The following is a 12,959-nucleotide window of genomic DNA, read 5'->3' as shown; positions in this document are numbered from 1 at the left end:
TTGAAAGAAAAAGAGAAAGAATTTTTAACCCGGATAGAAAATCACAAAGGAATTCTGTACAAAGTTTCCAAGATGTACATGGACAATCATGACGATCAGCAGGATTTGCTTCAGGAGATTGTTTGTCAACTTTGGAAATCATATGATACTTTTCGAAATGAAAGTCAATTTTCGACCTGGATGTATCGGGTAGCTGTAAATACGGCGATTGTCTTCCTTAGAAAGGAAAAACGAAAAGTAGACAAATATGAAATTGCTTCAGAAAATATCAAAGATGATGAGGGAGATTCTCATATAAAAGAAAGTCAATTAGATCATTTTTACAAAGCAGTTCAGAAACTCGAAAAAATTGACAAAGCAATTATTTTCTATCAATTAGAAGGATTCTCTCATAAAGAAATAGGTGAAAACCTCGGAATTTCTGAAGGAAATGCCAGAGTAAAATTAAACAGAGCAAAAGAAAAATTAAAAGAAATTATAAAAAATCAAGGTTATGGATCTTAACGACATACAAAACGCATGGAATAACGAAAAGACAGAAAATGTCGTTCTTCCGGATAACTTAGAAAAAATACAATCGGCAAATACACCTTTGGACAAAATTAGAAAAAACCTTAAAAATGAGTTTTATTACCAAATCATTTCCATCATTATAATCGGATTTGCTCCTATTTTTTACCAATTCCCAGATAGAATTTCTATGTTTTTTTACTTAATATTCAGCATGTTTACTGCTGTATGTGTTTATTATCTTGCTAAACTTTACTTTTTTCACAAAAGGCTAAACAACATTACACTTAAAACAAAAGACAGTTTATATGAAACTTATTTTGATATAAAATTAAACATGGAACTATACAAAACATTTGGTTTTGCATTAACTCCTTTTGTTGTGTTAGGTTTAATTGGATTTCAATATTATGTACTGACAAAATCATCCGATTTTCAAATAAATCAAATCAGTAATTCGCAGTTAATAGGTTTTATAGTACTTGTATTTTTTTCCATTATATGCATGGGACTGGCTTTAGAATGGTGGGTACATCGTTTTTATGGTAAATATGCAAAAGAAATAAGAAAAGTAATAGATGAATTAAAAGAAGAATAAAACACAGGCCTATCGTAATGATGGGCTTTATTTTTATTGGTATTTTTGTACTCCATTAAAAACAAAGAAATGAAACTATTCGTAACCGGGATTTCCACAGATGTAGGCAAAACAATTGCTTCTTCTATCATTGTTGAAGCTTTAGAAGCAGATTATTGGAAACCAATTCAGGCAGGCGATCTTGACAATTCAGATACCCATAAAGTAAAATCCCGAATTTCAAATTCTAAATCTCAATTCCATTCCAACTCTTATCAATTAAATACCCCGGCGAGTCCACATTTAGCTGCTGAAATTGATGGAATTATAATTGATTTAAAAGAAATCCAGCAACCGGAAACTAAAAATCATCTGGTTATTGAAGGTGCTGGTGGTATTTTTGTTCCGTTAAACGAAAAAGATACCATTATTGATTTAATTAAACCTGATTACAAAGTGATTATAGTTTCAAGACATTATCTGGGAAGTATTAATCATACCTTATTGACCATTGAAGCTATTCAGAATCGAGGTTTTAAAGTCGCAGGAATCATCTTTAGCGGAAGCGAAAACAAATCAACCGAAAGTTTGATTCTGAATAAAACCGGAATTAAATGGATTGGAAGAATTGATGAAGAACCGTATTTTGACCAAAATATAATTAAAGAATATGCCGATTTGTTTCGGGAGAACCTTTTACAACTTCAATAACAACTTCAAAAATCAAGTTCAAATCTGAAATCGTTAATCAAAAATCTAAAATCATCAATCGCATGACTTTACAGGAAAAAGACAGCCAATATCTTTGGCATCCTTATACCCAGCACAAAACTTCTCAAACACCAATTGCTATTTCGAGAGGCGAAGGCGCCTTGCTTTGGGATGAAAACAATAAAGAATATATTGATGCGATCGCTTCCTGGTGGGTAAATCCATTTGGACACAGTAATAAATTTATTGCCGATGCTATTTACAAACAGCTCACAACTTTAGAACACGTTTTATTTGGCGGTTTTACTCACGAACCAGCCATAAAAGTTGCTGAAAAATTGATGGAAATTTTGCCCAAGAACCAGCAGAAAATTTTCTTTTCTGATAATGGTTCAACTGCAGTCGAAGTTGCCATAAAAGTCGCATTACAGTATTTTTTCAATAAAGGAGAAAAACGAACAACCATAATTGCTTTTGAAAATGCGTTTCACGGAGATACTTTTGCAGCGATGGCAGCAAGCGGAATCTCTTTCTACACTCAGGCTTTTCAGGGAATGTTTATAGATGTTGTTCGAATTCCGGTTCCGGTGAAAGGTCAGGAACAAGTGAGTTTTGAGGCCCTGGAAAATGTAATTCAGCGAAATAATTGTGCCGGATTTATTTTTGAACCTCTCGTTCAGGGAGCAGCCGGAATGGTAATGTACGAACCCGAAGCATTAGCAAAACTAATCGAAATTTGTAAAGAAAATAAGGTTTTAACCATTGCTGATGAAGTAATGACAGGTTTTGGTAAAACCGGAAAAACCTTTGCAATGGACTATGTTGATGCAGATCCAGACATGATTTGTTTGTCTAAAGCTTTAACCGGCGGAACAATTCCGATGGCAATTACGACTTTTACCCAGAAGGTTTTTGATGCTTTTTATGACGATGATATTAATAAAGCATTATTTCACGGCCATACTTTTACTGCAAATCCAACAGGTTGTGCAGCAGCTTTGGCAAGTATCGATTTACTGCAAACCGATGAAATGCAGACTAATATTGAGAGAATCAATAAAAATCATTTAGAGTTCCAAAAGAAAATCGAAAGTCATCCAAAAGTAATTACAGCCAGAACATTAGGAGTTATTTTTGCCGTTGAAATAAAATCCGATTCTGAGGAAAGCTATTACGGTTCTATGCGCACCAAATTGTATAATTTTTTTATTGAAAATGGTGTTGTTTTACGTCCGGTTGGAAACATAGTTTATATTTTACCTCCATATATCATGACAAACGAACAGCTTCAAAAAGTTTACAAAACCATTGAAGAAGCTATTGAAATGGTCTAGCTACTAAAAACCATATAAGAGATATAAGTTCATTTAACTTTGCCTCGCATACCTTACTGTCATCCTGAGCGGAGTCGAAGGCTTATGAAAACAAAGGCTCGACTCCATAAGCCAGAAATTGAATGGTATATAAGAAAAGTAAAACACTCAAAATTAAATCACTTATATGGTTTAATTTTTATTTAAAACCCTGCAAACTTTGCGTAAACTTTTGCGAACTTTGCGGTTAAATAAAAAAAATTGAATACTAAAATCTCCATAACAGCATTTTCGTCTATTTCTCCATTAGGAAATAATCATGAAGAAGTCTGGAAAAAATACCTTAACGATCAACATTGCTTTTCGCAGCAGTTCTTAGATCAGCAGGAAACTTCTGTAGCGGTACTTGAAGCTGACACCAAACAAATTATAGCTGAAGTAAGAGAATCGGATCCTAAATATAAATTTTTGGATGATTCTGTTTTGTTTGCATTGGCAGCTTCGCGAAAAGCGGTTGAACACGCAGGCTGGAAATCAGGAGATACATTCGGGATCAACATAGGTTCTTCACGTGGCGCAACTGATTTATTCGAAAAACATTACAAGGAATACATCGATACCGGAAAAGCGCAGACTCTTGCCTCTCCTACCACCACTTTAGGAAATATTTCTTCCTGGATTGCACACGATTTACAAAGCACCGGTCCTGAAATTTCGCATTCGATTACCTGTTCTACCGCTCTTCATGCAATACTAAATGGCGTAGCATGGCTAAAATCAGGAATGGCAGATAAATTTTTAGTTGGCGGAAGTGAAGCTCCCTTAACCGATTTTACGATTGCTCAAATGAGAGCTTTAAAAATATATTCACGTATTAATCAAACAGAGGAAGCATGGCCAAATCTCGCTTTTGATTTTGAGAAAACGCAAAATACGATGATTTTAGGTGAAGCATCGGGCGTTTGCTGTCTGGAAGCTGGCAAAGCAGATAATGCAATTGCGTATATTACCGGAGTTGGATATGCAACTGAGATTCTGGAACATAATATTTCGATTTCTGCAGAAGCGGACTGCTTTCAGAAATCTATGAAAATGGCTTTAAAAAAAACCAATTTAAAAGATGTAGACGTAATCGTTATGCACGCTCCCGGAACCATAAAAGGCGATTTAACGGAACTACGTGCGATTGAAAAAGTTTTTGGAGAAAACTTACCATTACTTACTACAAATAAATGGAAAATCGGTCACACTTTTGGAGCTTCAGGAATTTTAAGTTTAGAATTAGCGCTTTTGATGATACAGCACGATAAGTTTATCAATGTTCCCTTTGCGAAAGCTCAAAATCAGACGAAAACCATAAAAAAAGTACTCATTAATGCAGTAGGTTTTGGAGGAAATGCCGTGAGTATTTTAATTGAAAAAGCATAATTTATAAAATCATATCAATAAAAAAAGGCTCAAAGTATTAAAAAACTCTGAGCCTTTTAAATGTTATAAAAATCAGCTTAGTTGATGCTGTTTAACATATCAGCGATTTCATCTAATCTTGGTGTTAAGATGATTTCGATTCTGCGATTTTTAGCTTTTCCTTCAGGAGTTGCGTTGCTTGCCAAAGGAGAAAACTCGCTACGACCGGCAGCTGTTAATTTTTGTTTGTTGATTTTAGTATTTTCACTTAAAATAGCCACAATTGCAGTCGCTCTTTTGGTAGATAAATCCCAGTTATTTGCAATTGGTCCTGAACCTGCGTATGGATCATCATCTGTATGTCCTTCAATTAGGACAGAAAGATCCGGGTTGTCTCCTAAAACTTTTCCTAATTCTACAACCGCTTTTCTACCTTCTGAACCCACTGCCCAGCTCCCTGAATTAAAAAGTAATTTGTTTTCCATAGAAACGTATACTTTTCCGTTTTTCTGTTCTACAGTAAGTCCTTTTCCTTCGAAACCATTTAAAGCTTTAGACAACGTTTCTTTCAGCTTTCTCATAGCTTCTTCTTTTGCAGCAATCATAGCTTCAAGTTCGTTCAGACGGCTTGCTGTTTTATCCAAACGAGCCTGTTCTTCAGCTAATTTTTTTGATTTTGCTTCTAATTCAGCCAATAAATCACGGTTTTTACTCATGTTTTTCTCTAAAGCGTCATTACTGTTCTTTTCAAGAGCATTGTACGAATCCTGTAAAACCTTGTATTTACTTTGTGCAGCAGCTAAATCAGCTTTTTGTTTGGCTAAATCATCTTTTGTACTTGCTAAATCTTTGGCTAATTTATCACGATCTAATTCTAATTGGTTTTTTGCCGTTTTTAGATCTGCGTTTTCATCAGCAATAGAACGGTTTTCTTTTTTTAAATCTGAATATTTTGTTTCCAGATCGTTGTATATTTTTTTGGAAACACAAGACGTCGAAAGAGCTATAACAAGCAATCCCAGTGAGGCTTTTTTAATCATTTTTGTTTATGGTATTTAATAAATTAGGTTATTATTCTTTCTTGAAATTCTTATTACCGTGAAGCCCTAGCCCTGATTGAAACGGAAATCCTTTTAGTTTTTTCTTTAAAAACAAAAAGATTGCAGTGAAAAGCAGGAATTAGCTCCTTACTTTTAATCTTAAAGCTTCGACTCCGCTCAGGATGACAATTATTTTGACTTAAAACTGACCTTTTTCTAACAATAACAATACCAAAATTACTCAATTTCGACTAAAACCGGGCAATGGTCTGAATGTATGGCATCCGGAAGGATTACGGCACGTTTTAATCTGTGCTCTAAAGGTTCGCTTACCAAATTGTAATCGATACGCCAGCCTTTGTTGTTTCCTCTTGCTCCAGCGCGGTAACTCCACCATGTATAATGATGCGGATCTTTGTTGAAATGACGGAAACTGTCGATAAAACCGGACTTCATAAATCCGTCCAGCCAGGCACGTTCCTGAGGCAAAAATCCCGATACTGTTTTGTTGCGGACCGGATCGTGAATATCGATTGCTTCGTGGCAAATATTGTAATCGCCACAAATAATTATATTAGGGATTGTAGTCCTTAATTCGTTTACATAGACTTGAAAATCATCCATAAACATAAATTTATGGTCTAACCTTTCTATGTTTGTTCCTGAAGGAAGGTACAAACTCATTACAGATACATCATCAAAATCAGCACGAAGATTTCGTCCTTCAAAATCCATATGGTGTATTCCTGTTCCATAAACAACCTGATTAGGTTCTGTTTTAGATAAAATAGCTACACCGCTGTATCCTTTTTTGGTTGCCGGATAATAATATTGGTACGGATAACCCGCAGCAGTAATATCTTCTGTAGGAATCTGCTCCTGAGTAGCCTTAATTTCCTGAAGACAAATAACATCAGGATTAGCCTGTTGAAGCCAGTTGATAAAGCCTTTTGAAATAGCAGCGCGTATTCCGTTTACGTTATAAGAAATAATTTTCATTCGATTTTTTTAGAATTTCAAAAGTAATAAAAAAGCGGAAAGTTTACATAACAAACACTAAAAGTAGAGTTTTTTGTTATCTTTGTTCGCTGTTCTAATAAATTAAAAATAGTAGATGGGTTTAGTTACCGCGAAAGAAGTTGCAAAGGCGATAAATGTTGAGAAGTACGGGGTTTTCGGTACTTTTTCAGGCTGGATTCTTATGAAGGTTCTTAAGATATCAACCCTTAATAAAATATACGATCATAATAAACATTTAGAAGACGTTCCTTTTTTGAACGGAGTATTGGATGAATTACAAATTAAGTTTGAAATTCCGGAAGAAGACTTAAAACGTTTGCCTAAAGATGGTGCTTATATCACTATTTCAAATCATCCGCTTGGAGGAATTGATGGTATTTTATTATTGAAATTAATGCTTGAAAGAGAACCTAATTTCAAGATTATTGCCAACTTTTTATTACACCGAATTGTTCCGCTTAAAAAATATATCATGCCGGTTAATCCTTTTGAAAATCATAGGGATGCTAAATCCAGCGTGGTTGGAATTAAGGAAACCTTACGTCATTTAAGTGATGGAAAACCTTTGGGTATTTTCCCTGCCGGGGAAGTGTCGACTTACAGAGATGGAAAACTGGTAGTTGACAAACCTTGGGAAGAAGGAGCTTTAAAACTAATTAGAAAAGCTAAAGTTCCGGTTGTCCCGATTTATTTTCATGCCAAAAACAGCAGATTGTTCTATTGGCTTTCTAAAATTGATGATACTTTGCGTACTGCAAAATTACCATCGGAATTGCTTACTCAAAAAGACCGTGTTATTAAGGTTCGTATCGGCAAACCAATTTCGGTAAACGAACAAAACGAAATTGAATCGTTTGAAGAATACTCTGAGTTTTTAAGAAAGAAAACCTATATGCTGGCCAATCCTTTTGAAAAAGATCATAAGTTACTGGATACGGCTAATTTAAAAATTACGAAAGCACCTAAAAAAATTGCTACTCCTGCAAATGAAGCAAAAATGATTGCTGAAGTAGATGCTTTACGAAACAGTGACTGTCGTTTATTGCAAAGTAAAAATTATGAAGTCTTTTTTGCAAGAGCAAAATCGATACCGAATATTTTGCATGAAATTGGCCGTTTACGCGAAATTACTTTTCGTGAAGTAGGTGAAGGAACCAATGAATCAATAGATTTAGACCAGTTTGACCAGTATTACCATCATATGTTTTTGTGGGATGAGGATACTAAAAAAATTGCCGGTGCTTACCGTATGGGATTAGGCTCTGAAATTTACCCAAAATACGGCATTGAAGGCTTCTACCTGAACGATCTTTTTAGATTTGAACCGGAGTTGCATGATATGATGCATAAATCAATAGAAATGGGTCGTGCGTTTATCGTCAAAGAATACCAGCAAAAACCTATGCCATTGTTCTTACTATGGAAAGGAATTATTCATACGACTTTGCGTTATCCGGAACATAAATATTTATTGGGTGGCGTAAGCATCAGTAACCAGTTCTCTGACTTCTCAAAATCGCTGATGATTGAATTTATGAAGTCAAACTATTATGATCCTTATATCGCTCAGTATATTCATCCGAAAAAGGCTTATAAGGTAAAACTGAAAGACGCTGACAAAGATTTTATTTTTGACGAAGCAGAATCAGACCTTAACAAATTTGATAAAATTATTGATGAACTGGAACCAGGGAACTTGCGTTTGCCGGTATTAATCAAAAAATATATCAAACAAAATGCGCGAGTAGTAGCTTTTAATGTTGATCCGTTGTTTAACAATGCAGTCGATGGTTTAATGTACATCAGGATTGCAGATATTCCTGAAAGTACGATGAAACCTGTAATAGAAGAGTTTCAGATTGAACTGGAGCGTAAATTAGCTGAGAAAGAGGACATTAATTAATAAAGAAAAATAAAAAAAAATCCTAACCTTGTGGGAGGGCACTGAAAAAGTCCTTTAAAATTAAAAAGGTAATTTTACAAGTAAAATGGAGGCTCTGAGAATCGTCTGTACGAAATGTTCTCAATCACCTATCCGAATACATTAAAGAAAAAGAGGTTGTTTTCATATTTGAAAACAACCTCTTTTGATAAATAGCCACTTTTTCAGTGCCCTCCCTTGTGGTTGGGATTTTTTTTTATTTTAAAACCAGACAGACTGATGCAAAATAGCATCAAAAGAATGGTTTGCAATAAAAACTATCAATCTTACAAAGTGATAAATAGCCAGAAAATAAGCCAGATTATAAGCTAATTTTTTATTGTATAAAAGAGTGGTAAAATATTCTTTTTTATTAATTATCTCTACTGTTAACACAATAATTGTCAGACAGCAAAAAAGAATTACAAACGGGCCTAAAATATGATAGCTAATACTTTTATAAATATCTCCCTGATAAAAGTATACCAACGATTTAGTTATACCGCAACCCGGACAAGGAAATCCGGTAAGCATTTTAAAAGGACATAAAGACTGATCTGATTCTAAATGATTATTATGATTTTGCAACATTAAAAAAAACGGAACTATCAGTGTTATTAATGCACCGATAATTCCGTAAATTTTACGTTTTATTCTATTATTATTTATACAATCTGTTGATGTCACCTTGTACGATCATTGCTGCGGCTATAGGAAAAAAGAAACCTAAAAGGATTAATAAAGTTGATTGATCTTTTTGAAGTTCACCTGTTTGTTCGTATACTTTTGGCAAAGCCTCTTTACCTGCTAAATAATAGAAGTAAATATTTATAGGCATACAACATCCGGCAAAAATTGCAATTGGCTGAGAAATAACTTCTCTTTTAGCCACTGCATTAAAAACTTCTGCAACTTTAATATTCCAGTAAATCAAATATAATCCGCAAGTTAAAAATCCAAAGACTAATACCATAATTGGGTCAACCTTAAATACCGGTATTTCAGGATTTGAATTATTCCATTCTTCTGGCTTTGTAGTTTCCATATTATTCAATTATGTGATTATGCCTCAGCCTTTCCGATTTCATTGATTTCGTCAAAATTGTTTTTAGGATCCGGACCATATTCGTTTGTTCCTTTTTCACCCTCAGTACATGCAAGGATTAAATTGTAGATTGGAATAATGATAAACCATCCGCTTTTTCCAACATCGTGCATTCTTCTAACACCAACCGCTATCGAAGGGATTAATACAGCTAAGCTATAAAGGTTGGCTGCAAGCCCTAAACTTGGTGAAATAAAGCCCAGAACAAAGCTCAAAGCGATACTAATAATACCATTTAACAAAGCAAAGTACCAATATTCACTTCTTCTTGCACGACCATTAAAATTTGCATAATTTTCAAAAACCACTTTTTTGTACCATTCAATCATAATTAATAAAATTTAATTAGTTAATACTTACTCTTTTTAGGATTTTCAGTTCCTCCTTAATTTAAAATTTTGTTAAATTTAGCAACAATATTAAAAAAAAATAACTTCAAAAACTAATTCTGCAAAATATATTTTACAGAAAAAACCTGTTATTAAAACCTAAAACTCAACTGGGCTGTTATTTTACATACAGAGCTTTTATTTTATCTACAATTACCTGTGCTAAACGTTCATGGCTTTCGAATGTCCATCCGGCAATATGAGGAGTCAGAATCACTTTTTTACCATCTAAGAGATACTGAAAAGCTTCAGGAGTATTTTTATCCTGAAAAAGGGTCTCAAAAGATAATTTCTCATATTCCAATACATCTAAACCAGCTCCTAAAACTTTTTCAGATTTCATGGCCTCAACTAAATCTGCCGTCACTATATTTTTACCACGAGATGTATTAATAATCCAGAACGGCTTTGTAAATGCATTAATAAAATTCAGATCGATCATTTTGTCTGTGTCCGGTGTCCATGGAATATGCAGACTTAAAACATCGGTTTTTTTCTGTAATTCCTGTAATGAAACCTGTTTTGCATTTTCATCTCCCATGTTATCCACAATATCATAACACAATACCTCTACATCAAAACCACGGAGTTTTTTGGCAAAGGCTTTCCCCATATTACCATATCCAATAATTCCGACTGTTTTTCCGTCTAGTTCATATCCGCGGTTACTTTCACGATTCCATGCACCAGATCGGATTTCGCTGTCTGCCTGATTTAGTTTATTAAAAAGTGACAAAATCATTCCTAAAGTATGTTCTGCAACAGCGTTGCAATTACCTTCGGGAGCAGCGATCAAATGAATATCCTTATCTAATGCGTAATCGCAATCAATACTTTCTAATCCTGCTCCTACCCTGGCAATAAACTGAAGGTTAACAGCTTTATCGATAAATTGTTTGTCAATTTTAAAACGGCTTCGGATTACGATTCCGTTATAATCCTGAATTTTGGCTTCAATTTCTTCTTTTGTAGATGTAAAATCAGAATGATTTTCAAAACCGGCCTCTTCTAATTGCTTCCAGAGAGTGGGATGATTGTTATCGATATGTAGAATTTTTATGCTCATTATTTTTAAATTTAGATAAAACAAAAATACAGTTTATTCTTTATTTTTTAATTGAGATTGTTTCAAACTGATAAACGCAGGTTTTTATTGACCTAATTTTTTTTAACTTTGAAATAACACAGATGAAAATGCCTTTCAATATTCTTCTTATATCAAGATAACTTCTCTTAAATGAAATTGACTAAAACCTTTAAAACCTTTTTTGAAAACGAAAAATCAGGAGGCCTTTTATTGCTTTTTGTCACTATTCTTTCGCTTACATTGGCCAATTCATTATTTCAGACGGAATATATTGCTTTATGGGAAAAAGATTTTGGCGAACATTCTATTACACATTGGATTAATGATTGTTTGATGACGATTTTTTTTTTTACTGATTGGATTAGAACTAGAACGCGAAATTTACCATGGTGAATTGTCAAGCATCAAAAATGCAACTTTGCCAATCATAGCCGCATTTGGTGGAATGTTGATCCCCGCTGGTCTATTTTTAGCTTTAAATTACGGTACTGCAACACAAAATGGAGCCGGAATACCTATGGCAACCGATATTGCATTTGCTATTGGAATTTTATCGCTTTTGGGAAATAAAGTCCCAGTATCACTAAAAGTATTTCTAACAGCATTGGCAGTTATTGATGATTTAGGTGCTATTATCGTAATTGCTATTTTTTATACGTCTTCAATTGCTTTTATAAATCTTGCTATTGCCTTAGGAATATGGGGACTTTTATTTGTTTTGAACAGAATGAAAATTAATAACCTGATTCCGTATTTGATTGGTGGTGTTGCCATGTGGTATTTCATGCTAAACTCCGGGGTTCATGCCACTATTACCGGGGTTATATTAGCATTTGTAATTCCGTTTGGAGATGGCGGTAAAAAATCATCATCCTATAAACTACAGCACTTTTTACACAAACCTGTAGCGTTTCTGATTTTACCATTATTTGCTATTGCAAATACATGCATCGCCATAGAATTAGATTGGCATGAAGGTTTAAACCACACAAACACATTCGGAATTGTTTTAGGATTGGTTATTGGTAAACCTCTAGGCATTTTACTTTTTTCTTTTATTGGAGTAAACGCTGGTCTTTGTGCTTTACCAAAAAAATTAAAATGGAAGCACATTTTAGGTGCCGGAATGCTTGGCGGAATTGGTTTTACGATGTCAATCTTCATTACCATTTTAGCTTTTAAAGATCCTGAAATAATTGTTTTCTCTAAAATTGCGATTCTGATTGCTTCTGTGCTTTCGGGTATTTTCGGATTTGTTTATTTGAAGTTTATTTTGACCAGAAAAAAAATCTTATAATTTTTTGACACCAAGATTTTTTGAAGAATTATGTTTTACAAATCTTAATCCTTACAATTGTTCATTGATTAATAAATTATACTAATGAAGAACATCTATTTTCTTTTTATCGGAATTCTTATATTCTTTTCTTGTTCTAAAAATAAAGAAACAAATTCTGATTTTATTGATAAAACTCTTGATTTAGTAATTAAATATTCAAATGGACAATCTATTGAATACCCTGATCTATATGATAAACCCGTCTACAACATTGCAGATGATAAAGATGAAAAATTGAAATTAGCTGAAAGACTAAAATCCAGAGGTTTTAAAATAATAAATTGGGAACGTGGAAATAATCCTCCAAGTGGCCCAAGAATAGTAGTTTTGACATTAGAAAAAGAAAATTGCAAATGCAAAGTCACGAAAATTTATTATTCAACTATCTCTGATTCTGTATATTTAACAACCGAAAAGATTAATTGTATCAAAATGAAGAATTAGATTTTCTAGCTACGATTAATTTCTCCTTTTCTAAATCATAAAACAATACCAAAAATAAATTCCAAATCCCAGCTATACAAACTTGGAATTTGGAAT

General features: G+C 33.7%; 13 protein-coding genes and 1 pseudogene. 8 read left to right on the top strand and 6 right to left on the bottom strand.

Going from position 1 to position 12,959, the window contains the following annotated elements; all coding sequences use genetic code 11:
• The 5 genes from FLACHUCJ7_RS02285 to FLACHUCJ7_RS02265 all read left to right on the top strand — a co-directional run bounded on the left by FLACHUCJ7_RS02285 (window position 1) and on the right by FLACHUCJ7_RS02265 (window position 4,539).
• Window positions 1-504 (top strand): RNA polymerase sigma factor, encoded by a 504-nt coding sequence (locus FLACHUCJ7_RS02285; protein ID WP_078228977.1) that lies wholly within the window; start codon window positions 1-3, stop codon window positions 502-504.
• On the top strand, window positions 494-1,108 hold the full coding sequence (locus FLACHUCJ7_RS02280) for a hypothetical protein (RefSeq protein WP_078228976.1): 615 nt from the start codon (window positions 494-496) through the stop codon (window positions 1,106-1,108). The genes FLACHUCJ7_RS02285 and FLACHUCJ7_RS02280 overlap by 11 nt, the downstream gene beginning before the upstream one ends.
• Window positions 1,109-1,177: 69 nt before the next feature.
• Window positions 1,178-1,798 (top strand): dethiobiotin synthase, encoded by a 621-nt coding sequence (gene bioD / locus FLACHUCJ7_RS02275; protein ID WP_078228975.1) that lies wholly within the window; start codon window positions 1,178-1,180, stop codon window positions 1,796-1,798.
• A 62-nt stretch (window positions 1,799-1,860) separates the two neighbouring features.
• A complete protein-coding gene (bioA, locus tag FLACHUCJ7_RS02270) occupies window positions 1,861-3,132 on the top strand; it encodes an adenosylmethionine--8-amino-7-oxononanoate transaminase (protein ID WP_180907772.1) in 1,272 nt (423 codons plus the stop codon).
• Between the two features lie 240 nt (window positions 3,133-3,372).
• Complete coding sequence (locus tag FLACHUCJ7_RS02265; protein ID WP_078228973.1) at window positions 3,373-4,539, top strand: beta-ketoacyl synthase N-terminal-like domain-containing protein; 1,167 nt, start codon at window positions 3,373-3,375, stop codon at window positions 4,537-4,539.
• A gap of 77 nt (window positions 4,540-4,616) precedes the next feature.
• Here the strand turns inward: FLACHUCJ7_RS02265 and FLACHUCJ7_RS02260 are convergent, their stop codons facing one another.
• Together FLACHUCJ7_RS02260 and FLACHUCJ7_RS02255 are read right to left on the bottom strand one after the other, a co-directional pair.
• The gene (locus FLACHUCJ7_RS02260; protein WP_078228972.1) at window positions 4,617-5,558 is read right to left on the bottom strand and encodes an OmpA family protein; all 942 of its coding nucleotides are present in this window, start codon (window positions 5,556-5,558) and stop codon (window positions 4,617-4,619) included.
• 237 nt (window positions 5,559-5,795) lie between these two features.
• Window positions 5,796-6,557, bottom strand: a complete 762-nt coding sequence (locus tag FLACHUCJ7_RS02255; RefSeq protein ID WP_031456640.1) for an exodeoxyribonuclease III — start codon at window positions 6,555-6,557, stop codon at window positions 5,796-5,798.
• Window positions 6,558-6,672: 115 nt separating this feature from the next.
• On the opposite strand from FLACHUCJ7_RS02255, the gene FLACHUCJ7_RS02250 reads away from it, so the two are divergent.
• Complete coding sequence (locus FLACHUCJ7_RS02250; RefSeq protein WP_078228971.1) at window positions 6,673-8,481, top strand: GNAT family N-acyltransferase; 1,809 nt, start codon at window positions 6,673-6,675, stop codon at window positions 8,479-8,481.
• Between the two features lie 240 nt (window positions 8,482-8,721).
• Here the strand turns inward: FLACHUCJ7_RS02250 and FLACHUCJ7_RS02245 are convergent, their stop codons facing one another.
• From FLACHUCJ7_RS02245 to FLACHUCJ7_RS02230, 4 genes are all read right to left on the bottom strand, one after another.
• Window positions 8,722-9,186: a DUF2752 domain-containing protein gene (locus tag FLACHUCJ7_RS02245; RefSeq protein ID WP_031456642.1), complete on the bottom strand. Its 465-nt coding sequence runs from the start codon at window positions 9,184-9,186 to the stop codon at window positions 8,722-8,724.
• A complete protein-coding gene (locus FLACHUCJ7_RS02240) occupies window positions 9,161-9,544 on the bottom strand; it encodes a DUF4234 domain-containing protein (RefSeq protein ID WP_078228970.1) in 384 nt (127 codons plus the stop codon). Before FLACHUCJ7_RS02240 ends, FLACHUCJ7_RS02245 begins: the two co-directional genes overlap by 26 nt.
• A gap of 17 nt (window positions 9,545-9,561) precedes the next feature.
• Window positions 9,562-9,933 (bottom strand): DUF805 domain-containing protein, encoded by a 372-nt coding sequence (locus tag FLACHUCJ7_RS02235; protein ID WP_078228969.1) that lies wholly within the window; start codon window positions 9,931-9,933, stop codon window positions 9,562-9,564.
• Between the two features lie 178 nt (window positions 9,934-10,111).
• Window positions 10,112-11,059: a 2-hydroxyacid dehydrogenase gene (locus tag FLACHUCJ7_RS02230; RefSeq protein WP_180907771.1), complete on the bottom strand. Its 948-nt coding sequence runs from the start codon at window positions 11,057-11,059 to the stop codon at window positions 10,112-10,114.
• A 171-nt stretch (window positions 11,060-11,230) separates the two neighbouring features.
• On the opposite strand from FLACHUCJ7_RS02230, the pseudogene nhaA reads away from it, so the two are divergent.
• Both nhaA and FLACHUCJ7_RS02220 read left to right on the top strand, forming a co-directional pair.
• Window positions 11,231-12,377 (top strand): annotated as a pseudogene (gene nhaA / locus FLACHUCJ7_RS02225) (Na+/H+ antiporter NhaA).
• Window positions 12,378-12,461: 84 nt separating this feature from the next.
• Window positions 12,462-12,863 carry a hypothetical protein gene (locus tag FLACHUCJ7_RS02220; RefSeq protein ID WP_180907770.1) on the top strand — a complete coding sequence of 134 codons (402 nt, stop codon included), beginning with the start codon at window positions 12,462-12,464 and terminating at the stop codon, window positions 12,861-12,863.
• Window positions 12,864-12,959 lie beyond the last annotated feature (96 nt).

The organism is Flavobacterium salmonis, from assembly GCF_903819435.1.
Lineage (GTDB): Bacteria > Bacteroidota > Bacteroidia > Flavobacteriales > Flavobacteriaceae > Flavobacterium > Flavobacterium chungangense.
This window is presented reverse-complemented; position numbering and strand designations above follow the sequence as displayed.